Source organism: Acinetobacter sp. Ac_3412 (genome assembly GCF_013072675.1).
Lineage (GTDB): Bacteria > Pseudomonadota > Gammaproteobacteria > Pseudomonadales > Moraxellaceae > Acinetobacter > Acinetobacter higginsii.
Genome location: NZ_LXUJ01000008.1, coordinates 118,247 through 142,365 on the forward strand (window position 1 = coordinate 118,247; position 24,119 = coordinate 142,365).

The window sequence follows — 24,119 nt, forward strand, 5'->3', positions numbered from 1 at the left end:
TTGATTAGATTTATTTAATAATAAAAATATTTAATAGTCATATAAAATTCAAATAATAGTTAAAATAAAATATATGATCTAAAAATAAGTAATAGAAAAAAAAGAGGCCTGAAAAAAATATTGTAGACATAGACCTTACAATACCTAATTTCAGTGATAGTCAAAAAATCAAATCCCCCCTATGATGACAACTGAAAACAATAATGGTTAAGGATGATTTTTGTGTCTCAGAATGAACTCACTTTACCCGTGCCCGTATTTATTCTGGAAGATGATGCAATCATGCAACAGCGGCTAAAAAGAATCTTACTGGACATTGGTTATACACAAGAGGCTCTCATTTTTGCGCAAAGCCTCTATCAAGCGAAAGAGATACTTAAACAAAGCCCAATTTCATTTGCACTGGTTGATCTCGGATTACCCGATGGCAATGGCATTGATTTTATCGAAAGCCTAAGACAGCTCGATGAAAGCTCGCCCGTTCTGGTTATTTCGGCTTGGAGCACTCAGGAAACGATTTTAAAAGCAATCCAAATGGGTGCAACAGGCTATCTGTTAAAAGAACGAGATGATTTTGAAATTACCTTATCAATTCGGAGTATATTAAGAGGTGGTGCACCTATAGACCCGTTTATAGCCCAACAGATTCTGTCAAAAATTTCATTTGAACCGACAACAAAAGATATTGTAGTCGTAGAACAAAATCATTTACTTTCAGCGCGAGAATTTGAAATTTTAAAACTGGTTTCTCAAGGAATGAGTAATCGAGAAATCGCTGATTTTCTTCATTTATCAAAATATACAATCGAATGTCATATCAAACATATTTATCGAAAGCTTTCAGTGGGCAGTCGCTCCAAAGCCATCAATACAGCACGTTCATTAGGTCTTTTATAAAGTACCTCGTACTGTGCTGGTCGCTTTGCTTAGCACAAGTAGTGCTGGCGAATTCATTGCCATCTATTGCAAATAGCCACTCAAGCTGTACAGCTCAAATCACCTCGATACAGGTTGCAAAAGCAAACCGAGAAAGTCAGACACAACATCCTCAAACCGACTGGCAAACGATAACTTTGCCTGATCATTGGCATCAACGTTGGCCAGACTATACCGGTAGTGCATGGTATAAAATTGCTTGGGATTATCATTGTCCACAGCATCAATACGAACCGATTACCTTAGTGATTAATAGTATTAACATGGCAGGAGAGATTTATCTAAACGACGAACGCCTTTGGCAAGATAAATCCCTAGTTGAGCCACTGTCTCGTAGTTGGAATATGCCACGTTACTGGGATTTACTCCCCTCTACATTAAAACAAGGCTCAAATACTTTATGGATTCGAGTCGTTGGAGTTGCAACCCAAGATCCAGGCTTAGGGCACGTTATCTTAGCAACACCAGAAATCGCAATTCCTCAATATGAAACCTTCATATATGAACAACGCGTTTTAAACTTTTTTAATCTTTCCTTCTCACTGATCTTGGGCCTGATTGCTTTTCTGGTCTGGCTCTTTCGTCGACAGGAAAAAGCTTTTGGTTGGTTTGCTCTAACCTCCTTCTGCTGGGTGATTATTATGAGCAATATTGCCATCATCAATCCCCCTTTTGGCTTAAATACCTTACAAATTGCACGCATCAATATCGTCATGATTTTTATGCATGCAATTTGTGGTTGTTTATATGCATGGCGTTTTGCGCATCAACGTTTTCCCCATATCGAAAGAACCTTTTTGATTGGCTTTATTGTTGTAGCTCTATCCGCTATTTTACTCCCAGATACAGCATTAACATGGTTTTTACTACTCACCTTTATCTGCGCTGTTTTTATTAATATCGCCAACTGTATTTCGTTCCCTTTTATTGCTTATAAAGTAAGACAAATCGAAGCCTATTTATTGGCGAGTGTTTTTGTTTTCTTCTTATTTATTGTACTGCATGACGCGTATCTGATTCTTAGCAAGTCCTCAACTAGAGCTGCTACTGTTGCTTATACAGCGCCTTTAATGACCTTATTTATTGCGATTATTCTTGCTTTAAGGCTTGCCAAAAATGTGAAGAAAATTGAAAAATTTAATCAAACATTGGCACAGAATATTGTTGAAGCAAGGGATGAATTGGCTGTTTCACTGAACACTCAGCATCAACTTGAATTAGAAAATGCAAAGCTACAAGAACGCATACAACTTGCACATGATTTACATGATGGCTTAGGCGGTTCTTTGGTTCGTTCCATGGTGACTGTCGATCAAAGCCATGTAAATCTGAGCAATCAACAATTTTTATCCATGTTAAAGTTATTACGAGATGACTTGCGTCAGGTGATTGATAGTGGCTCAAGTACTGGGGCAAAAGTACCAGATACGCCTTTGCTCTGGGGAGCTCCATTGCGTTATCGGTTTAGCCAGCTATTCGATGAACTTGATATTGCATCAAAATGGTCTTTTCCCGAATCTTGGCAAATCCAACCAAGTCCGCTCGTTTGTCTGACCTTACTACGAGTCGCAGAAGAGGCATTGACGAATATTTTAAAACATAGCCAAGCAAATTCAGTGCGCTTTATCTTGTCTTTTTCAAATGATACAAAATTAATTTTAGAGATTGAGGACAACGGAATTGGATTTAATGTTGAAGCGGTCCAAACTGCGGGAATGAGTGTCGGCCTGAGAAGTATGCAAACGCGTTTAGAACGTTTGGGTGGGACTCTCGTTATTTACTCCAAGGTTGGGAAAACCGCAATAAAAGCATCTCTTCCGATTTAATTTAAATATGTTCCAACAAGTACTGTTGACTTGTTGGAACACTCAGACATTTATTTAATTGCATCAAGCAAAGTATGCTGTGCATTATGTGGCGCCTCACCTTCTACAGGTCGTGCACGATCCCAAACACCATCACCCTGTAACAACCATGCTTGCTGATTATCTTTGAGATAATTCAATAAACCGAGTTGATAGATACGCTTCTTCAACGCAGGATCTTCAATCGGGAAACAGGCTTCTACACGATTAAATAAATTGCGATCCATCCAATCTGCACTTGAACCATAAATACGCGGGTTGCCGTTATTACTAAAATAATAAACACGAGTATGTTCCAAGAAACGACCTACAATCGAACGGACACGAATGTTTTCAGACAGATTTGGCAAGCCCGGACGTAAGCAGCAAATTGAACGAATAATCAGGTCAACCTGTACACCCGCTTGCGATGCTTCATACAATTTATTAATCAATTGAACTTCAGTTAAGGCATTCACTTTAATAATAATTTGCGCAGGTTTGCCTTCTTTGGCATTGGCAATTTCATCATCAATATAATTAATGAGTTGAGCGTGTAAGGTAAATGGCGCATGCAGTAGCTTTTTCGGCTTTGCCATTTTGCCCATACCGGTTAATTCTTGGAAAATACGATGTACGTCTTCACACAGGTCTTTGTCTGTGGTCATCAAACCATAGTCGGTGTAAATACGGGCATTTGTGGCATGGTAGTTACCCGTTCCCAAATGTACATAACGCACCAATTTATTATTTTCACGACGTACGACCAGAATCATTTTGGCATGGGTTTTATAACCTACGATACCATATACCACCACCGCACCTGCTTCTTGCAGGACGTTGGCCACTTCAATATTGGATTCTTCATCAAAACGGGCACGTAGCTCGATCACCGCTGTGACTTCCTTCCCATTTCGTGCTGCTTCGGCAAGTACTTGCACGATTTCTGAATCAGCACCACTACGGTAAAGGGTCTGCTTAATTGCCAGCACTTGCGGATCACGCGCCGCTTCACGCAACAATTGAATCACAGGTGCAAATGATTCAAACGGATGGTGCAATAAAATGTCCTGTTTCTGCATGGCAGCAAAAATACTTTCAGACTTTTTAAATGCTTTTGGAATGACTGGTGTATGTGAGTCATAGCGCAAATGTGGACGTTTAAAGTTCGACAATAAACGCGCCAAATTCACTGGTCCATCAACACGATAGAGCTGCTCTTCGTTTAGATCAAACTCATCCAGTAAATATTCATAAATATGCTTTGGACAGTTATGTGTCACTTCAAGACGAACTGCACGACCAAAACGGCGTGAGCTCAATTCACCTTTTAAGGCTTTGGCAAGATCTTCGACATCTTCATTCAAAGCCAAGTCAGCATTACGCGTGACACGGAATTGATAACAACCTGTTGCCGTCATGCCAGGGAACAAGTCAGAGACATGTTCGTGAATGATTGCCGACAACATCACATGATGCTCTTTACCATCGGTGAGCTCATCAGGTAAACGTACCACACGCGGTAAGGAACGTGGTGCGGGTACAACGGCAAGATCGATCTGACGACCAAACGCATCCTTCCCTTCCAAGGTCACAATGAAGTTTAAACTCTTGTTAACTAAGCGTGGGAATGGATGCGCAGGATCAAGGCTAATAGGTGTGAGTACAGGTGCAACTTGTTCTTGGAAATATTTCTTGATCCATGCCGATTGTGCAGGCGTTAATTCACCACGACGTAAGAAGCAAATATCTTCTTCACGCAACTTAGGCAAAATTTGTTCGTTTAGAATACGGTATTGACGCTCAATCGCTGCATGTGTTGTTTTTGAAATTTGATCTAAAACTTGTTTAGGGGTTAAACCATCTGGCGTGCGGCTTTCATTGCCTAAGGTCAGTTGCTCCATCACTCCCGCAACGCGAATTTCAAAAAATTCGTCTAAATTGCGTGAAAAAATCAGCAGGAAGTTCATCCGTTCTAAAAGGGGGTGAAGTGGGTCGACGGCCTGTTCAAGTACACGAAGGTGAAAATCGAGAATCGAAATTTCACGATTAATATAACGATCGTTGTAACTGTATTCTATGGGCGCTGTTGTCGTCACTGCAGTATTCATACCGAACCTTGTCGCATTATCATTCATCAAGTGATGATTTAAGTATGCTGCAAAATTATGTCAATTTGGTAAAAAAGCCCAAAAATATTGGGCTTTTTTAAAATTTATTTAATTATTGTGGAATTTGTATCGCATTCATATATTTCAAAATGACACGTTTGCGAAATTGCAGCTTACGATCGTTGCGATTGTCTTGATAATACTTCGGATTTGGCAGTAAGGCCGCCAAGAACGCCGCTTGTTCACGGCTTAAACTTTTTGAACTTTTGCCATAATAAAATTGCGCCGCTGCCTCAACCCCATAGATGTTCTGACCAAACTCAACCGAGTTCATATAGACTTCTAAAATGCGGCGCTTTGACCACATCCGTTCCATCATCCATGTGGCAATGGCTTCTTGCCCTTTACGAATGAACGAACGCTTATTATAAAGAAAAAGGTTTTTTGCCAGTTGTTGTGAAACGGTGGAACCACCTGCAACCAGTTCGCCTTTTTCACTATTGCGTTCCAATGCAAATTGAATCCCTGCCCAGTCAAAACCATGGTGATGAATAAATTTGGCATCCTCACCCGCTAAAATAGCGCGTTTGAAATTATCACTAATATTATCGTAGTCACGCCACTCTTGTTTAATCGGCTTAAAGTCCGTTAAATAATCTGCACGCATAAACATCGTGGTTTCAACGGGATGGGTACGCCACCAGACTAAACTAGCAAAGATCCATAATTGAATCAGTAGAATGACGCCGATAATCAACATTACTGCGCGTGCTAAAAAGGCTTTCATTAAAGTGCATCACTCCATCGTGCAACGAATCCATGCTAAGCTATTTTTTATATCAATAACTAGCGTAAACACATGACTGAAACGACTCCACCACAAATTAATCAAAAACTGCAAATACAAACCTGGTGGTTTACTGCGCTACTGATTGCAGTCAATGTCGGATTATTTGGCTGGCAAATTCTTTCAGGGGTGAATATTACCGACCCTGCCCCAGTAGATGCAATCGCTTGGGGGGCAGATTTTACTCCACTGACCTTTACAGGCGAACCTGAACGCTTATTCAGCAGTATGTTTTTTCATTTTGGCATGATTCATTTAATGCTGAATATGTGGGCACTGTACATTTTCGGCAGTGTTGCCGAACAACTATTTGGCCGAAGCTACTATATTGGTCTGTATTTTCTAGCCGGTTTAATGGGCAGTGTACTGTCGAGCTATTTAAGCATTCGTGATGGCTATGAACTGTTGCAGCATTTTGATCCAAATCTGTTGCCACGCATCAGTGCAGGTGCATCAGGCGCCGTGATGGGCATTGGTGCCGCATTGACCGTCGTATCCTTATTTCCACCTTTACCGCAACAACGTTTCTGGCTCGATAAAAAGTCATTACTGATGATTATGGGAATTAACCTTGTCTTTGGTTTTACCGTTTCAGGCATTAATAATGCCGCACATATTGGCGGTATGATCATGGGAGCTTTATTAGCTGCGACATGGTATTTCAGCCAAAAAATGCAAAACAAAGGCTTATTCCAGATGATCGCCTTAGCTATTGGACTGCTGCTACTTACTGCATTTTATTGGTATTGCACAGTGTTAAGCACAGGACTCAATCCTTTATGGCATGAAATCCTGCGCCAGAATCAGTCAACATTTTAAGACTGATTCATTTCTCTCAAACTTTGTAGCGGTGGAATATCGCATAAATAACTCAGGCGATAACGACCGATTAAAGTACAAATGATCATCATGCTCAGCGGTAAGATCAACCAAATTTCAGGATGCCATTGCACGGCCATTTGCATCCTGTGACTGGCAATTGCACTGATCACCTCTGCAAACAAACACGCCACTACACCTGACAACAATCCAATAAAACCAATTTCAAGACTGAGCATCCGTTTGAGCTTATTCTTGGCAACACCAAATGAACGTAATAAAGCGACTTCTTTACGACGCTCATCCATCAGCACATTTAAACATGCAATCAGTACCAATACACCAGAGAAGCCAACCAATGCAGCGAGTACCGTGACAATCTGTACCAGCACATTCACCAAGCGTTTAATTTCATCAAGAATCCGTCCGACATCAATAAAGACGGTATTGGAAAATTGCTGAATCAATTGCACCATTTTCGGCTGATCGGCAGGTGGCAAATAGAAGCTGCCTAAATAACTGCCCGCGTTTTCATCCATGGTTTCTGGTGAGAAGATGAAGAAAAAATTCGGACTAAAGCTTTCCCATTCGACAGTACGTAAGTTCACCACCGTTGCTTCTAAGGTTCCTTCAGGCAAACTAAAACTGAGTTGATCACCAATTTGAATACCAAGCTCATGTGCGGTTTTTTCCTCAACTGACACTTGTCCTGCTTTGCTAAAGTTTGCAACCCCTTGGGTAATCACATTGTCTTTAGGATAAAGACTGGCTTGAGTCAGATTGAGCTCACGACGTAATGAGTTGTTTTTCTTGACCAATTCAGGCGCGAATGCATGTCCATTTTTGGCCAGTAGCCGTCCGCGAATATTGGGATACAGTGGCGTTGATTGCCAACCATTTTGCTCAATCTGTTGCTTAAACTGGGGCATATCAAACGGCGGCAAACCATAAACAAATTGGTTCGGCGTGCCCACAGGCAATTGCTGTTGCCAGCGTTGCAGCAGATCGGTTCTCAATACACTCAATACCGTAATCAAGCTTAGGCCTAAAGCCAGTGCGGTGATCTGCAAAGCGGTTTGATGTGGAATCCGTACATAAGCCGCTAGAGGATGTTTCAGTTGTTTAATCGCTTTGAGTAGCAGCCAAATCACAGCATACATCATCGCGCAAAGCAGTAAGATTGCGCTGAGTACCAACAAGCTCAACTGTAGGTTATCACTCAACACCAAACTAAACAGAATCAAGCTGACAATACCAATCGCAAACATTGCCACATAAGACTTCCGTGAACGCTCCTGTTGGCGAATCACCCGAATCGGTGGTGTGTTTAATAATTCCCAAATGCTTGGCAAAATAAAGCCAATCAACACCATCACACTGGTAAAGATCGCAATCGGTAAGGCATAAAGTAGATCGACGACTGCGAAGCTCAATTGCAGTTGCGGAATCAATTGCAACATCAATTGCAATAAACCATAACCCAAAGCAATCCCAATCAAACTTCCTAACACAATCGACAAAGCACTGACGATTCCAAGCAAGGCAATATAGGCCAATAAAATTTGTCGCTTACTCGCCCCCAAACAACGCATCAATGCAATATGATCTTGATTCTGCTGTACATAACGCTGACTGGTTAAAGCAATCGCGATACCACAGAGTAAAATGGTCAATAGATTGGCCAGCTGTAAGAAAGTATCCAAATTTTCAATCGGCTTCATTAAGCGGGTATTGGATTGGCTGGCATCTCTAAGTTTCAGTGAGCTTTGTTCACCTTCAAGTTGTTGCTCTGCAGCCTGGTCCGTACCTTGTTCATCTTTCTGAGATTGTTTAAAAATCTTTTTATAGGTCTTGATTGGTTCAGGTTCACCCGCAAGCAGCAATCGATATTCAATTCTGCTTCCAACCTGAACTGCATTGGTTTTGGCAATATCGGCTTGGTGAATAATCACCGTTGGAGAGAACCCTGAAAATCCAGTCTCTTGATTAGAATCACGTTCAATAATGCCCGTGACTTTAAACTGAGCATCGGCAATTGCCAGTGGCTCCCCCATTTTTGCATGTAATAAATCCATCGCCCTTTGACTTAACCAGACCTCTCCTGGTTGTATCGCCTGTGCCTTGGGCTGAATCACCAACTGACCACGTAAGGGAAAATTTGCATCTACAGCTTTGACATTCACCATCACAAATTGATCTTGGGTATGTGCCATCGAGCTAAATACAGTCACAGGAGCATGCTTTAACTTCAGTGCATCGGCCTGTTGCAACCAATTCGGCTGAATGGGATCTTTGTCTGATAAAACCAGATCCCCTCCCAACATTTCGGCAGCTTGTAATGCCACCGCATTTTGGACTTGAGTATTACTAAACTTGAGCGCCGTGGTTGCACTGATTGCCAAAGACAATGCAATAATCAGCAGATATAAGCCCCCAGTACGAAAACTTTGTAACAGTAAGGGTTTCAGGACTGAACTCATACCCCCTCCTGCTGCTTGACGATTTCCTGAATTTGACCATCGGCGAGTTTGACATGGCGTTGGCAAAGTGCAGCCAAGTTTTGATCATGGGTGACTAGCACTAAGGTGGTACCGAGTTCTTGATTTAAATCAAATAACAGTTGTTCAATCTCTTCCGCAGTTTGTCCATCCAGATTCCCTGTGGGTTCATCTGCAAAAATGATTTTTGGCTCTGCAATTAACGCCCGTGCAATCGCAACACGTTGTTGTTCTCCTCCTGAAAGTACTTTCGGTGTTTGCTGTGCTTGTCGAATCAGTCCGACCCGTTCCAACCACGCCAGTGCTTTTTGTTCGGCCTGCTTGAAATTAAAATCGGGTTGTAACCGTAACGGCAGCATCACATTTTCCAAAGCGCTTAACTGTGGCAACAACTGAAAAGATTGAAAGACAAAGCCAATATTTTCTAAACGGACACGAGCACGTTGTTCTTCAGTAAGCGTATGAACAGCTTCGCCGCAGACCCATAATTCGCCCAGACTCGGTCGATCCAATGTCGCGAGAATACCTAATAGCGTTGATTTCCCCGAGCCCGAACGGCCAGTAATCGCAATCTGTTCACCTTGATAGATGTCTAAATTTATATCTTTTAAAATGCTCAGACTTTGCTGATTGATTTGAATGTTTTGTGTAACTTTTTGGGCAGAGATAATCGGTTGTGGCATGATGTCACGTATCCTTTAGGACAAATTTGAAATACGATGCAAAAATCTAAAGTTATCTGGTCACTATCAAAAGCTGTGGGAATCATCGCCATTGGCTTGATCCCAACATTGGTTTCAGCAAAGACTATTTTAATTTTGGGTGATAGCCTGAGCGCAGGTTATGGTATCGATGTAAAGCAAGGCTGGGTTCAATTATTACAACAACGCCTAGACCAACAGTATCCGAAACAGCACAAAGTGGTCAATGCAAGTGTCAGCGGCGAAACCACCAGCGGTGCCTTAGCAAGACTTCCGAAGTTATTACAAACCTATAAGCCTGAAATCGTGGTCATTGAGCTTGGTGGCAATGATGGCTTACGTGGCCAACCACCACAAATGATTCAAAAGAACCTTGCTCAATTGGTACAACTGAGCCAAAAACAGAAAGCCAATGTTTTACTGTTTGGTATGAAAATACCACCCAATTATGGGACAGCCTATAGCACGGCTTTTGAAAATAATTACAAAATTGTAAGTCAGCAATATAAAGTCAAACTGTTGCCGTTCTTCCTTGAAGGTGTGGCTGGGCAGAAACATTTAATCCAGAATGATCAAATCCACCCCAACGCCAAAGCGCAACCGATTATGCTGAATATGGCTTATCCCTATATCAAAGGCGCCTTATAAGCACTAGTTGAGTCGCTCAAGCTGCTTAGCCGATATTTTTCTTAAAATACACCACACGTTCAGTTTCATGAAAACCGAGTGTTCGATGCATTGCATGGCTAATATGATTGTCCAGCGCTGCATCTGAAGCGAACTCAGTACATGCAAATTGTTTCGCCCATTCCTCTACGAACTGAACCAACTGGGTCGCGATGCCTGAACGGCGATATTCAGGTAATACATAAATCCCTTCAAGAAAAGCCACAGGTGATGTCTCTGTACCATTCACATATTCATATCGAATCGAAGCTTCCAACATGCCAATTGCTTGTTGGGTGTCGGTATAAGCCAATAACTGTAAAGTATCGGTTTGTTTAAGTAGCTGGTGCATTTCCTGTAAATGCGCATCTTCATGATCAGGCCAGAGCAAACTTCTTAATGCTAGCCAATCTGATAATTGTGATTCAGATATCGGCATAATATTCATAGTGGAGCTGCTCTTTGAGTGAAACATCCAAATTTTATTAATGAAGTATAAAGCATGAATGATAAAATAATGGCGAGTCTCTCAACTCGCCATCTGCTTTAAAAATCGAAGAAACTGACTTCACCTGTTTCCAGTGAATATTCAGCGCCAACCACAATCATTTTGCCTTTCTCGATCAGACTTTCCAGCACGGCTGAACCATGACGTAATTGATTCACTGAAGCAAATACATTGGAACGAACCGCATGAGCCGACAGTTTTTTCAAATCATTTTTTAAATCTGTTTGCATCAAGATTTCAACCGAAGGACGTACCCGATTGACAATCGACATCAAATTTGACGATGGCGGTTGCTGAGGGTTCATCAAGGTATCAATCGTCGCTTGAATCGCACCACAGTGACTATGCCCTAACACCACCACAACAGCACAATCATAACGTTCTGCTGCAAACTCAACACTCCCCACCTGTGACGGCGCAACGATATTGCCGGCTACACGAATCACGAACAAGTCACCTAAACCTTGGTCAAACACCATTTCCGCAGGTACTCGGGAATCAGAACAACCTAAAACAATCGCAAAAGGATTTTGTTCACTTGCCATTTCGGCACGTTCTTGGTGAGACAATAATTTTTGTTGAACTGCCTCTCCCTTTACAAAACGGGCATTACCAGCTTTTAAACGTTCTAGGGCTTCTTGAGCAGTGAGCATGCTTAAATCCATCTATGGTTGACATGAGCAAATAGTGTAATGTGCGCCTGTTTGAAAGTCACTGACAAAAATAAAAACTCTCTGGACGCTTGCTAATGTTTTAATCACGGAAATAATGGAAAATTGATGATTTCATTGGCAAGAATTTCCATACAGCTGTAGATTATGCAAATGACTCCTTCAGCACTTTCCCCAATAATCAATGGGCGTAAAAATAGATCAAGGACAGAACAATGAATACAAAAAACCAATTTGCAATGCCCTTCCGCAGGACACTCACAGCAGCTTTACTGGCATGCAGTTTGACTACCGTTGCAATCAGCACCACACAGGCTGCGGAAATTGAGATGAGTTTCCAAAACCTACTGCAACAAGAGCGTGCTTGGGCAGGCTTACAAAGTAAAACCTTAAAAGTAGGTGATATTACTTGGTCATATAGTGAAGGTGGCCAAGCAGGTAAACCGATTGTCATTTTGATTCATGGTTTAGCCGGCAGTCGCGATAACTGGAACCGTGTCGCACGTGCCTTAACTGCAAACTACCATGTGGTCATCCCTGACTTGCCTGCCAGTGGTGAAACTCAGGTTCCAAAAGATTTTGATTATTCTGTACCCAACGTGACTGAAAAACTGCGTCGTTTTGTTGAAGCAGCCAACCTCACCGGCCCAGCCCATGTGGCAGGTCATTCACTCGGTGGTTCAATTGCGATGCTATATGCAGGTCAATATCCATTTGAAACCAAGAGCTTATTCCTGATTGATGCGGCTGGGGTATATAAATCTGCCACTACACCTTATCTCAAAGATCCAACCCAAGTAAGAAACATGATTGTGAGCAAGAAAGGAGACTTTAATTTCTTGATGCAGCAAGCCATGCATACACCACCATTCATTCCTAAGGAAATTGCACAAGCGCAAGAGAAAATGATGATTGGTCAGGTTGAGCAAACTCAAAAGATGGTTGATCAAATCATTGCCTTGAATAAGCTCTACACACCAGACTCATTTGCCTTATTGGCGCGCTCAATTGATGCACCCACCCTGATTTTATGGGGTAAACAAGATAAAATTATTAATGTTGAAGTTGCACCTGAGTTAAAATCACTGCTGAAAAATGCACAAGCACCTGTAATCTTAGACAATGTTGGACATATGCCAATCTTGGAGGCAGATCAATTGGTGGTTCAGCAATATCTACCTTTCCTCAGTAAGATTCAGGCACAAAAGCCTGCAGCAATACCTTCACCCTAAATTTAATGAGCGATTTGAGATTTTATGTCGAAACACCCCATGATAGAACAACTGATTGATGCACAACTTGATTTTCTAGAGCAGGAGTTTGCACAGGCAGAAACGATTCAACACGAGTTTAAACAGTTCTATCATTGGTTACGCTTACAACAGTTACAGCATCTTTGGTCGTTTGAACAAATCTTTGAACTGATTGAAAAGCAGATTTTGGCCACACCTGCCAGTCCATTTTTAATCGAACAAATTGCTGAACATATTCGTTTTGCCTTGATTCATCCGATCAATGATCAAACCACGATTGAACAGGTCATTCCAGTCCTGACCATCGACTCAATCGCCCAGTATGTAGCGAGCAAGAGTGGACATCGCCAACGCTTGATCAAAACAGTAGTCAATAACCCTGCTTTTTCTGCATTGATTACCCAACTGATTCAACACTCAATCCAAGATTATCTGGATAATTCCATGTCAAAACGTGTTCCTGGGGTTGGACATTTTATGAAAATGGGAAAATCTGTTTTAGAAACAGTGACCGATTCTAATCTGAATGACACCATTAACCACTACTTACAAAAGAACATTTTAAAAATCAGTCAAATGAGTGAAAAGGTGTTAAATCAACACTTTAATGATGACAAGCTCTACCATTTTCAGGCCAACCTCTGGCATAAAATTAAAGTCATGCCTTTATCGGTCTTGCGTAATTATTTCGAGGTACAAGATTTACCTAAGACAGTGGGTATGGGACATGAAATTTGGGAGCATATCCGTCAAACCCTTTACCTAAAACAGCAAGTGCATGATGGCGTCTATGCATGGTATGCCCGTAATCAGGAGCGAACCTTTGATCTTTTACTACGTGACCTAAATATTGATGAAGCCTTGATTGAAAATGAACTGAGCCATTTGCTCAGCCCTGTTTTACAGCAAGTGATTACAACTGGTTATTTGAGGCAGCGTGCCCGCACGTATTTAGAGAAATTTTATTATTCTGAAGCAGTCAATCAAATCTTAAATAAACAAGGATAAGGCATTTGCTGCCCTATCCTTTCCTTACTATTATTTAGAAGCTATAGGTCACGCCAAGATTGTAACGGCGACCATCTAATACATAATTATAGGTCGCTGTATCAATCTCTTTATCAAACAAGTTATAGATCCCCGCAGCCACTGCGATATTTTGTGTAGGCTTATAATTGACCCCAACATCCACCATGGTATATGCAGGTTTACCTTTCGCCATTGCAGTACGGCTCAAGTAATCTGAGGTTTTACTACGATAGTTAACACGTCCCCAACTTGAGAACTGATCATTAATTTCCCAGTCAGCGGTGGTGTTAAACATGTGCTTTGGCATTTCATTTAAAGGTTTGCCTTTATTCACACCACTCTTTTGTTCGGTATCCGTGAAGGTATAGTTTGCACTTAAGTTCACATTCGGAAGGACTTTCCAGCCAAAGGTTGCTTCCGCACCACGCATACTAGCCCTATCAACGTTCTCACGTAAGCTGACAAAATCGAACTTCTCGCCCAACCAATCACACTCTAAGGCGCCAACATTTTTACCCTGACAGGTTCTCACCTCAGTGATCTTGTCTTTAAACTCACTATTAAATAGCGTAAGGCCAGCGGTCAGGTTATCTAAGTTATCCCAGTTGAAAGAAACCTCATAGTTGACACTTTTCTCAGGTTTTAGATCTGGATTCCCTACAATCACCCCTTTACTCTGACCGCCCCCCGTTGCTTGCCCCCACTCTGCGACTGTGGCACGAAGTGCTGGGGTTTTATAACCTGTGGAAACACCACCTTTAATCACCCAGTTATCATTGAGTCCCCAAACCCCATAGACTTTCGGACTCCAGTGATCACCAAATTTTTCATCTTTATCTAAACGCAGCGATGTAGTTAGAGTGAAATCATCCACAATGTTCCAAGCATTTTCGGCAAATAAGGCCCAACTATAACGATCAAGGTTTGAAACAGGTTTCGCCCCACCCACACTTAATTGGTTACCTTTGTCATCTAATTCTTCTTTTAAATACATACCACCAAAGCTCAAGCTATGACGATCAAAATTAATTTTATTGATGGTATTAAAGGTGGTGTTGGTCGCTTCCATATTACGTGATGGATTTTCATTTTCCTCACGTTGAATATATGAGTGCGTTTCGACTGCACCAATCTTGCCACGATGGGTTAAGCTATATTCAGTACGATAATAATCAGTAAGCGAATTAGCAGGTTTGTTTCGTCCGGTTTGTACAGGAGAAATGCTCTTTCCAACCGTTGCATCTCGATTTTGAATTGAACGTTGATATTCTAAATCGATGGTGTGATCATCGTTCGGTGTTAGGCTAAATGCAGCCCCACCCGCACGAATTTTTTGCTTGCTATAACCACCATAAATTTCATCTTCATCACGCTGCGAATACAGGCCATTGGCTTTAAAAGACAAGAGATTGGCGATCAAAGGGCCTGCAATATAGGCATTGGTTTGGTATTGATTACCTGAGTCAGAATTTTCCTGCAATGTGGTATCAAGCTTGATTGATCCAGTCCACTCAGTAACGTTTTTCTTGGTAATGATATTAATCACACCACCCATTGCGTCTGAGCCATATAAACCAGACATCGGCCCACGAATCACTTCAATACGTTCAATCGCACCAATATTTGGCAACCAACCCTGCTCAATCCCCGAGTTATCACTATTTGGTCGTACAGAGCGGGTATTTACTTTTTTACCATCAACCATAATCACGGTATAAGCACTGCCCATACCACGGATACTAATATCGCTTGAACTGCCCCCACCTGTGACCACCACCCCTGGCACGTCTTTAAGTGCATCCGTCACATCACGATACGCTTTTTTATTAATTTGTTCTTGTGTCAGTACCGAAATCGAGGCTGCCGCTTTTTTAATATCTTGTTCAAAGCCGCTTGCAGTCACAACAATCTTGTCTAATTGCACTGCATCTTTATTGGTTTGAGTTTCTGCTGCATGTGCAACGGCCATCATACCGCTCAACACAGAAATTGTGAGTAGTGATTGACGTACGATTGTATTGGACATATTCCCACCTGATTCAGAAAAAATCTTAAGATTTGCTTAAAAATTCATGAGAATTCTAACAAAAAACAAATAAAACTCAATAAAAATGATAATTATTATTATTTATGAATTCACTTTGTTTTGCATACATCTATTTATAGAATAAGGAAAAATCATCTCAGTTTTGATTAAACAATAAAAAAAGCCCTCGAAAGGGCTTTTAAAAATACAGTAAATTTCCAGCGATTATTTAAAATAAGCGCCTTCTGCTTGTGTATGATCGGTTTGATCCACTACACGCTGTAATTCAGGCACATGCTGTCTTAAAGTGGTTTCTACACCTTGCTTCAAGGTAACATCAATCGCAGAACAACCTTGGCAACCACCACCGAATTTCAATACAGCAGTTAAACCATGTTCTGGATCATTATTTACTTCAACCAAACTACAATTACCGCCATGTCCTTCTAGACCTGGATTAATTTCAGATTGCAGTACATAGGTAATACGCTCTTCAATTGAAGCATCTGGGCCGACACGCGGTACTTTCGAGTTTGGTGCACGGAAGGTTAATTGACCACCAAAACGATCTTTGTTGTAGTCAATTACGGCGTCAACCAAATACGGAATTGAAGGTGCATCAACATAAGCAGGAAAATTAGGATAATCCTGTTTATAGTCTGTCGGCACCACTTCTTCAGGTGCGCTATATGCCATACAACATTCAGCACGTGGAGTACCTGGATGCTCTACAAAAACACGAACGCCAATTCCTGGGGTATTTTGCTTTGCTAATAAATCACCTAAATACTCTTGTGCAGATGGAGTAATTAAAAGGTTTGGAATTTCTTCTGCGACAGCAGTGTTGGTGTTCTCAGTCGACATAACAATAATCCTCAAGCTGATGTCGTTATATTAACCGAAGATGGAGGGTAATAAAAAAAAATCAACCATTTTTGTAGGAATTCTATGCAAGAACATTGTTTATTAAGTTTTTAATGGCATTATTGCTTAGACACTGATCAATTTAAAACCTATATGTTACATCTACCCTTTGGTCACACTGTGACTCTCATCATTATTACTGTTGCAATCTCCTTATTGGCCTTCTCCAATCAGGCGGTGATGAACCGTTTGATCTTTTGGCCTCCCGCAATGCAACGTGGGCAATATGACCGTTTTATCACGCATGGTTTCATTCATGCTGATGGCACGCATCTATTGTTCAATATGATCACGCTGTTTTTCTTCGGCAATATTATCGAAAGCTTCTATCGTCAGTTTTTCTATGACATGGGCTTTGTTTTGTTCTATTTGGGCGGACTGATTGTTGCGATTTTACCGAGCTATCTGAAACATCGTCATGATGCACGATGGGCGAGCTTAGGTGCTTCTGGTGCAGTTTCAGCGGTACTGTTTGCCTATATCCTGTTCCAGCCTTGGAACTTGATTTTTGTGTTCTTCATTCCAGTTCCTGCGATTATTTTTGCCATTTTATATGTGGCCTATAGCATCTGGTCAGGTAAACGCGGCAATAGCAATATCAACCACAGCGCCCATCTCTGGGGTGCTGCCTATGGCGTGGTGGTGACCATCATCTTGGAACCAAGGGTTGTTCCACATTTCTTGAATCAACTCACCAAAATCCCATTTTAAATCATCTTAGAAATAAGCCCCTATATTGGGGCTTTTCTTTTTTTAAGATTAATAATCAAATTTTAATTATTTTTATCATAAAAATCATCTCTCTAAACTCGCCCTAATTCTTCTATAAAATTAAGTCGATTCTAATGTCTCGTAATAGCCTTCTTAGCACACTTTCTATCGCATTATTTAGCCTTTCAATTTCAGCTTGCAGCAATAATGATTCTGATGACTCCAATACCGTGGTTGAAACCAAGAAACAGCCCAACATTTTATTCATCATGGCAGATGACTTAGGCTATTCCGACTTAGGTGCTTTTGGTGGGGAAATTCATACCCCGAATATCGATGAACTGACCCGAGCAGGTCGTATTTTAACGGATTACCATACCGCGCCGACCTGCTCTCCAACACGCTCACAATTGATTTCGGGGACTGATCACCATTTAGCAGGCATTGGTGCAATGGCTGAGCTCACACCTGAGCATCTAAAAGGTCAACCGGGTTATGAGGGTTATTTAAATGAACGCTCACTCTCGATTGCCGAAGTCCTGAAAGACAATGGCTACCGAACCTATATTAGTGGTAAATGGCACTTAGGCTTGACCGATGCAACCAACGCACATGCCAAAGGATTCGATCACTCATTTACGTTATTGCAAGGCTTAGATCTACATTTTAAACAAGCACCAAGTGCCTATAAGCGTAATGCCACTTATACCGAAGACGGCAAACAAGTTCCGATTTCATCCTTACCTGATGATTTCTTCTCTACCAACTACTTCACCGACAAACTGATCAGCTATCTAGAATCAGGTAAAAACTCAGGTAAACCGTTCTTTGCCTATGCTGCTTACACCGCACCACATTGGCCTTTACAAGCACCTGCTGAATATCGTGATCGTTATCGTGGTGTTTATGATGCTGGCTATGATGTGATTCGCGATGCACGCATAGCCCGCCAAAAACAACTCGGATTAATTCCAGCAAATTTTAAAGCGGCAGAACCAATCGCCACGCAAAATGCACCACAAAAATATGCTAAGTGGAATGAGCTTTCAACCGAGCAAAAGGCGCTTGAAGCGCGCAGAATGGAAATCTACGCAGGTATGGTCGAGAATCTGGATGCCAATATTGGTCGAGTGATTCAGTATCTAAAACGTAATAACTTATATGACAACACTTTAATTTTCTTTGTTTCCGATAACGGCGCAGAAGGTTTTATTCGTGGCAATTATGGGGCTGAGTCAGGTTTTGATAACAGCATTAATAACGTGGGGACATCAAGCTCTTACCACTATGTTGGGCCACGTTGGGCTGAAGTCAGCGCTGCACCCTTCCATCTCTGGAAAGACACTGCAGGTGAAGGCGCAACCACAGCACCTGCAATTGTGAAGCTCCCTTATCAAAGCAAAGCCCAAGCCACGCATCATGGCTTTGCCTCAGTCTTGGATGTGTTCCCAACCGTACTCGACTATGCCAATATTGCCGTCCCACAAGGTCAATACAAAGGCCGTCAAATCAATACCCCAAGCGGCTATTCGTGGAAACCTGTACTCGATAATAAAGCGCAAGCAATTCGCCCTGCCAATTTCAGTTTTGCCGATGAACTGCATGGCAGTAAATATGCACGTCAAGGCGACTGGAAAATTGCATTACAAGGCAAGTCAGAACTTGGCACAGGTACTTGGGAATTGTATAACCTCAAAAATGATCGAGGTGAAACGCAAAACCTTGCTCAAGATAATCCTGCCAAGTTACAAGAGCTGGTAAATGTGTATAACCAATACACCCAGCAAAATGGTGTTAAGGAATACAACCTTAAATGAAGTGGGTATGCTTTTTAATCTCACTGAGTAGCCTGTCCCTCGTGACAGGCTGTAGCAAAGTTAAGCCTAATACTGCTTATCCTCATACACAAAACAGCACCGTGGCTCCATTGGGCTCATTACAGCAATGTCAACAGTATTCGGGCTTACCTGAGGCATGGCAAAACAGTAAAACCGCTGGGATGGTGTGGGTTCCTAAAGGTTCATTTCAACTGGGTTCAAACTTAGCCTACCCTGATGAGCTGAATTTTGGCCAAGCACAGCGGCAAGTGGCTGGCTTCTGGATTGATCAAACCGAGGTGACAGTTGCCCAATTCTCCAGTTTTGTCAAAGCAACAGCTTATATCACCGATGCGGAAAAACAGAAACAAGCTGCAGTATTTTCTCCTGATGTGAATAACCCAAATCAATGGTGGCAACTAAAAACAGATTACACATGGAAAACACCCAATGGTGCTCAAGGTCAGCCCCCATTGCCGTCTGAACCAGTTCGCTATGTCACTCAAAATGATGCTGAACACTATGCCGTTTGGTTGGGACGGGATTTACCTACAGAGCAAGAATGGGAATACGCAGCCAAGGCTGGTTCGAAAACCGATACCCCTTTACACCAAGCACCACAGGATGCCCATCAACATCCACAAGCCAATTATTGGCAAGGTGAATTTCCTTTCAATAATACAGTTGAAGATCATTTTCAAAGTGTCGCACCCGTCGGCTGCTACCCTGCCAATGCCTTTAAGCTGTTCGATATGATTGGTAATGTCTGGGAGTGGACCTCATCTGTTTATCACGGCGCACATGATCAACACATGGGCAATTATGCAGAACTGCGTCAACAAAACAGCACCGCAACGCAATATGTACTTAAAGGCGGTTCTTTTCTATGTGCCTCCAACTTTTGCGCCCGTTATCGAAATAGCAGCCGCTATCCACAAGAATTTGACTTGGCGGCAACGCATGTCGGATTTAGAACGGTTTTACGTACAGCTGAATGATACAAATCTCTGTTAAAAACCTGCATCCTTCTGCTAGCTGAAACCGACTGATCGATTTACAGTAGAAGGGAAAGCAATAACAATAGGATGCAAGGATGAAAATAATACTGCTCTGCTTCAGCACTTTACTTACATTCGGCTTATCAGCCTGTGCCGTACATACCCCACATGGCAGCGTCATTGTTGATCCAGACAACCATCATGATGGTCGTGGTGATTTCTGCCCTCCAGGACAAGCCAAAAAAGGACGCTGCTAAACCCCAATATGCCTAAACGTGCTAATGCGTTTAGGCATATTTCGTTCAAAGCTGATTTAACTTTAAATACTCATTTCATCTGATAATTGCATAAGAAGTCACATTTTTTTAATTTAATAATTTCATTTAGTTAAAATCCATATAGACTATATGGAATATATTCTATTTTCGATGGGATTTTAGATGACTCTAAGCCAACACAGCCCAGTCGTGGACATCTTGAATAAAGTTCAGCATGCTGATGATTGGATGATTTTCTTAGAGCAACTGAATCACTATTTTGATGTGCAAGCTTCGCAACTGTTGGCTGTTGACCTTGAAGTACAAGCACTCTCCTTTAGCGTCCATCACGGCGTGAATTTTGACTCCAATCAACTTGAACAAGCCGCACTGACCCAAATCCGCTTGGCCATAGATGATGATCCGCGTTTAAAGAAAATGCTTTTGGGACCAATGAAGGGATGGATGCATTGCACTCAACATTTTCAAGAACATGAAATTATTCAAACCCAAGTATACCAACGGGTGCTACAGCCTCTGGATTTACGCTTCTGTTCAGCCATCCAAATCATTTATGATCATAAAGTCTGTGTATTACTTGCCTTTCTCACTAGCCCTGAGCGTGGTGCATTAAGCTGTACTGAACTTCAGCCGATTTATGAAATTTTGCCGATCGTACAGCAGAAAATTCAGCAATATCGTCATCATTTTGAATATTCCACTATGACCCTACTCGGGTCACAGTTAATTCAAAAAATGAACCAACCGATTGCGATTATTAACCTCAATGGCGATATTTTAGAGATCAATTCCGAAGCTCAGCAATTACTACAAGATCACCAACAGATTCAAATCAAACAGCGTCGTTTTGTGTTGAATGAACAACATCAGCGACAATTTGACCAGAATCTAATTGAACTTGAACGACATTATAAAAACAATCCAGAGCAGACGAAGCATAACCGTTCCAAAATCATGCTGCTCGATCAACACCTATTCTTAACGCTCGATTTACTCAGCCCAGAAAAAAGCCATAAGATTTTTGGCCTTCGTCCAGTCTTACTTGCAACCTTCTCTGGATTAAAACAGAAGCCAAAATACCAGAAAGACGTTTGTACTCAACTGTTTATGTTTACACCTGTTGAACATAGAATATGTGAGCAACTTCTAGAAGGCAAAACCACCAAAGAAATTGCTCTTTCACATGAAATTCAAGCAGATACGGTGAAGAAGCATCTGCAATCAATTTTCAAAAAAACCCGAACACATCGCCAAAGTGAGTTGATACAGCTATTAATGCAACTTTTATAAAAATTGAAAATAAAAACCCTAGGCAATCTCTGCTGGGAATGCAATGACCTGATCAATTTTGACCTGATTCATGGCAACCATGAGTAAACGATCAATACCCAAAGCAATACCAGAACATTCAGGCATATGGGGTAAAGCTGCCAATAAATGCTGATCCGTTGGAATCACCGCCAACCCTTGCTTCGCACGTTCTGCATTATCTGCCTCAAAACGAGATGCTAGAATTTCAGCATCTAATAACTCATCATAGGCATTAGCCAACTCTAAACCTTCGATATAAACTTCAAAGCGAGCTGCAACGGATTCACCATTCTCATCCTGTTTTACTTTTGCCAGTGATGCCATTTCAGGTGGAAAATCGGTCAAAAATACAGGTGCATCAAAGCCTAGACTAGGTTCGACAAAGTGCGAGAATAACAGGTCCATATAAGCTAGACGATCATCACCTAAATCAAGATTAAGCCCAACACGATTGGCTGTATCTTTGAGTTGTTTCAAGCTCGCTTGCAAAGGATTAATATCCAAACGATCCTGAAAAGCCTGCTTATAACTGAGAACAACTGGACGAATATCGCCAAAACGATGTGCCAAACAGCTTTCTAACAGATCTGCAGTTTCATGCATCAAGCTCTTCAAGTCTAATCCCGGTCGATACCATTCCAGCATCGTAAATTCACTATTGTGCTTACGCCCATGCTCATCATCACGAAACACTTTGCAAATTTGATAGATTGCCCCACTGCCACTGGCCAATAAACGTTTCATTGGAAATTCAGGCGAGGTCTGTAAATATTGAGTATTTAATTTGCCGTGAATATGACGCTGTACTTGCACAGAAGCCAAATGGACATCCGTCACAGCTGCCTGAGACAGAACTGGTGTTTCCACTTCCAAGACCTCACGCTCAGCAAAAAACTGGCGGATTTTCTGATACATCTCAGCACGTGCTTTTAAGGCCTCAACTGAACAGGTCGGTTGGTAGCTTTTCATATCTTGACTCATGCTTTTGGCCCACCATGTGCAGCCCACTCACGGCGTAAAGGATAATTTTTACGGAGTAAATCAAATGCTGTTTGCTCTACCTTGCCCGCTTGTACACAAGCTCGTAGTTGCTGGTCATCAGCAGCAATATCATAAATCTGAGACAGATGTTGCTTAAGTGCAGCTTTTAAATCCTGCTGCCCGAAATATTGTTCCACCTGAGGCAATTGACTCTCAAAATGCTTCGAGGCTTGATAAGAAAATTTATCGCAAAAAGCTTGGTAGATCATCTGTGTGCCTCTGGCCTTCCCTTCCAGACTATAACCCGCAATATGCGGCGTTGCTAATGCCAGTAGATCCAGTAATTGTTCTGAAATTTCTGGTTCAAACTCAAATACATCGAGAACGACTTGGCGTTTGATTGTTGCAATATCCGTCATCAAGGCCGCTTGCTCAACCACTGGTCCACGCGCACTATTGATTAAAACAGCAGAGGGTTTCATTGCAGCCAAAGCAGTTGCATCAAATAAATACTGCGTCGGGAAATCACCCGATAAGGTTAAAGGCACATGAATTGAAATTGCATCGGCACGTTTTAACAGCTCATCAAAAGAGACATTTTCAATACCGCCTAATTGCACATAAGGATCATATCCAATTACATTCCAACCGAGGAGTTGTGCCATCACGGCAAGTCGACTGCCGACATTCCCTAAACCAACAATGGCTAAAGTGAAGGCTTTATTTTTTTCTAAAAGATTAATATCTAAATGTAATAACGCGGTAATCACATATTCAGCGACTGCTTGCGCATTACAACCTGCGGCATTACTCCACGCAATATGTTGTTGCTCGAGTGCCTGAATGTCGAGATGATCCGTTCCAATGGTGGCACTGCCTACAAACTTAATTTTCGTTTGGTCAATTAAGGTGTGGTTCACTTTGGTCACAGAGCGAACTAAAAGTGCATCGGCATCCTGTACATCCGCATGAGTCAGGGTACGTCCTGCTCGGTGCTGTATTTCTGCAAATTCCGCAAAGAAATAATCGGTAAATGCCAAATTTTCATCTGCGATAATTTTCATGCAGCGCTTTCCTTCAATAATTCTGTGCTTATTATCCTTAGCACAGCACAAATTGACAATTTATAAATGCAAGCTTTGTAGAGATTAATGGCAGAAAGCTGTGGCTCATGGTACACGCATGCGACA

At 41.7% G+C, this 24,119-nt stretch carries 21 protein-coding genes; 11 read left to right on the forward strand and 10 right to left on the reverse strand.

Annotated features, from left to right (window positions below; all coding sequences use genetic code 11):
- The first annotated feature begins 213 nt into the window (after positions 1-213).
- Together A7P54_RS08065 and A7P54_RS08070 are read left to right on the forward strand one after the other, a co-directional pair.
- Entirely contained in the window at positions 214-897 is a 684-nt protein-coding gene (locus A7P54_RS08065) for a response regulator transcription factor (protein ID WP_033133378.1), read from the forward strand.
- A gap of 41 nt (positions 898-938) precedes the next feature.
- Positions 939-2,762 carry an ATP-binding protein gene (locus A7P54_RS08070; protein ID WP_171549264.1) on the forward strand — a complete coding sequence of 608 codons (1,824 nt, stop codon included), beginning with the start codon at positions 939-941 and terminating at the stop codon, positions 2,760-2,762.
- Between the two features lie 50 nt (positions 2,763-2,812).
- Here the strand turns inward: A7P54_RS08070 and ppk1 are convergent, their stop codons facing one another.
- Together ppk1 and mtgA are read right to left on the reverse strand one after the other, a co-directional pair.
- The gene (gene ppk1 / locus A7P54_RS08075) at positions 2,813-4,891 is read right to left on the reverse strand and encodes a polyphosphate kinase 1 (RefSeq protein WP_005184183.1); all 2,079 of its coding nucleotides are present in this window, start codon (positions 4,889-4,891) and stop codon (positions 2,813-2,815) included.
- Between the two features lie 112 nt (positions 4,892-5,003).
- Positions 5,004-5,678, reverse strand: a complete 675-nt coding sequence (gene mtgA, locus A7P54_RS08080; protein WP_171549265.1) for a monofunctional biosynthetic peptidoglycan transglycosylase — start codon at positions 5,676-5,678, stop codon at positions 5,004-5,006.
- 72 nt (positions 5,679-5,750) lie between these two features.
- On the opposite strand from mtgA, the gene A7P54_RS08085 reads away from it, so the two are divergent.
- Positions 5,751-6,557 (forward strand): rhomboid family intramembrane serine protease, encoded by an 807-nt coding sequence (locus A7P54_RS08085; RefSeq protein WP_171549266.1) that lies wholly within the window; start codon positions 5,751-5,753, stop codon positions 6,555-6,557.
- Here the strand turns inward: A7P54_RS08085 and A7P54_RS08090 are convergent.
- The gene (locus A7P54_RS08090; RefSeq protein ID WP_171549267.1) at positions 6,554-9,037 is read right to left on the reverse strand and encodes an FtsX-like permease family protein; all 2,484 of its coding nucleotides are present in this window, start codon (positions 9,035-9,037) and stop codon (positions 6,554-6,556) included. The two genes, A7P54_RS08085 and A7P54_RS08090, sit on opposite strands and share 4 nt — an antisense overlap.
- Positions 9,034-9,738 (reverse strand): ABC transporter ATP-binding protein, encoded by a 705-nt coding sequence (locus A7P54_RS08095; RefSeq protein WP_171549268.1) that lies wholly within the window; start codon positions 9,736-9,738, stop codon positions 9,034-9,036. The genes A7P54_RS08090 and A7P54_RS08095 overlap by 4 nt, the downstream gene beginning before the upstream one ends.
- A gap of 36 nt (positions 9,739-9,774) precedes the next feature.
- Between A7P54_RS08095 and A7P54_RS08100 the strand changes: the two genes are divergently transcribed.
- Positions 9,775-10,404 (forward strand): arylesterase, encoded by a 630-nt coding sequence (locus A7P54_RS08100; RefSeq protein WP_171549269.1) that lies wholly within the window; start codon positions 9,775-9,777, stop codon positions 10,402-10,404.
- Positions 10,405-10,429: 25 nt separating this feature from the next.
- Here the strand turns inward: A7P54_RS08100 and aac(6')-I are convergent, their stop codons facing one another.
- Both aac(6')-I and A7P54_RS08110 read right to left on the reverse strand, forming a co-directional pair.
- Entirely contained in the window at positions 10,430-10,870 is a 441-nt protein-coding gene (gene aac(6')-I / locus A7P54_RS08105) for an AAC(6')-Ighjkrstuvwx family aminoglycoside N-acetyltransferase (RefSeq protein ID WP_171549270.1), read from the reverse strand.
- Positions 10,871-10,968: 98 nt separating this feature from the next.
- Positions 10,969-11,583 carry a carbonic anhydrase gene (locus tag A7P54_RS08110; protein WP_004652048.1) on the reverse strand — a complete coding sequence of 205 codons (615 nt, stop codon included), beginning with the start codon at positions 11,581-11,583 and terminating at the stop codon, positions 10,969-10,971.
- A gap of 233 nt (positions 11,584-11,816) precedes the next feature.
- Here A7P54_RS08110 and A7P54_RS08115 point away from each other — a divergent pair, with 233 nt between their 5' ends.
- Positions 11,817-12,833, forward strand: coding sequence for an alpha/beta hydrolase (locus A7P54_RS08115; RefSeq protein WP_005322946.1), 1,017 nt, complete (start codon positions 11,817-11,819; stop codon positions 12,831-12,833).
- A gap of 24 nt (positions 12,834-12,857) precedes the next feature.
- On the forward strand, positions 12,858-13,862 hold the full coding sequence (locus A7P54_RS08120) for a hypothetical protein (protein WP_171549271.1): 1,005 nt from the start codon (positions 12,858-12,860) through the stop codon (positions 13,860-13,862).
- A 34-nt stretch (positions 13,863-13,896) separates the two neighbouring features.
- Here the strand turns inward: A7P54_RS08120 and A7P54_RS08125 are convergent, their stop codons facing one another.
- Entirely contained in the window at positions 13,897-15,909 is a 2,013-nt protein-coding gene (locus A7P54_RS08125; protein ID WP_171549272.1) for a ligand-gated channel protein, read from the reverse strand.
- A gap of 225 nt (positions 15,910-16,134) precedes the next feature.
- Positions 16,135-16,773, reverse strand: a complete 639-nt coding sequence (gene nfuA, locus A7P54_RS08130) for a Fe-S biogenesis protein NfuA (RefSeq protein WP_004652044.1) — start codon at positions 16,771-16,773, stop codon at positions 16,135-16,137.
- Between the two features lie 153 nt (positions 16,774-16,926).
- Here nfuA and A7P54_RS08135 point away from each other — a divergent pair, with 153 nt between their 5' ends.
- The 5 genes from A7P54_RS08135 (at position 16,927) to A7P54_RS08155 (ending at position 21,927) form a co-directional block, all read left to right on the forward strand.
- Positions 16,927-17,544: a rhomboid family intramembrane serine protease gene (locus A7P54_RS08135; protein WP_005145015.1), complete on the forward strand. Its 618-nt coding sequence runs from the start codon at positions 16,927-16,929 to the stop codon at positions 17,542-17,544.
- Positions 17,545-17,678: 134 nt separating this feature from the next.
- Complete coding sequence (locus A7P54_RS08140) at positions 17,679-19,361, forward strand: arylsulfatase (protein WP_171549273.1); 1,683 nt, start codon at positions 17,679-17,681, stop codon at positions 19,359-19,361.
- A complete protein-coding gene (locus tag A7P54_RS08145) occupies positions 19,358-20,359 on the forward strand; it encodes an SUMF1/EgtB/PvdO family nonheme iron enzyme (RefSeq protein ID WP_216077063.1) in 1,002 nt (333 codons plus the stop codon). Before A7P54_RS08140 ends, A7P54_RS08145 begins: the two co-directional genes overlap by 4 nt.
- A 95-nt stretch (positions 20,360-20,454) precedes the next feature.
- The gene (locus A7P54_RS08150) at positions 20,455-20,616 is read left to right on the forward strand and encodes a hypothetical protein (RefSeq protein WP_005184220.1); all 162 of its coding nucleotides are present in this window, start codon (positions 20,455-20,457) and stop codon (positions 20,614-20,616) included.
- A gap of 183 nt (positions 20,617-20,799) precedes the next feature.
- A complete protein-coding gene (locus A7P54_RS08155; RefSeq protein ID WP_171549274.1) occupies positions 20,800-21,927 on the forward strand; it encodes a helix-turn-helix transcriptional regulator in 1,128 nt (375 codons plus the stop codon).
- A gap of 18 nt (positions 21,928-21,945) precedes the next feature.
- On the opposite strand, the gene epmA is transcribed toward A7P54_RS08155, so the two are convergent.
- Together epmA and A7P54_RS08165 are read right to left on the reverse strand one after the other, a co-directional pair.
- Positions 21,946-22,929 carry an EF-P lysine aminoacylase EpmA gene (gene epmA, locus A7P54_RS08160; RefSeq protein WP_171549275.1) on the reverse strand — a complete coding sequence of 328 codons (984 nt, stop codon included), beginning with the start codon at positions 22,927-22,929 and terminating at the stop codon, positions 21,946-21,948.
- A complete protein-coding gene (locus A7P54_RS08165; protein ID WP_171549276.1) occupies positions 22,926-23,993 on the reverse strand; it encodes a 4-phosphoerythronate dehydrogenase in 1,068 nt (355 codons plus the stop codon). The genes epmA and A7P54_RS08165 overlap by 4 nt, the downstream gene beginning before the upstream one ends.
- Between the last annotated feature and the right edge of the window lie 126 nt (positions 23,994-24,119).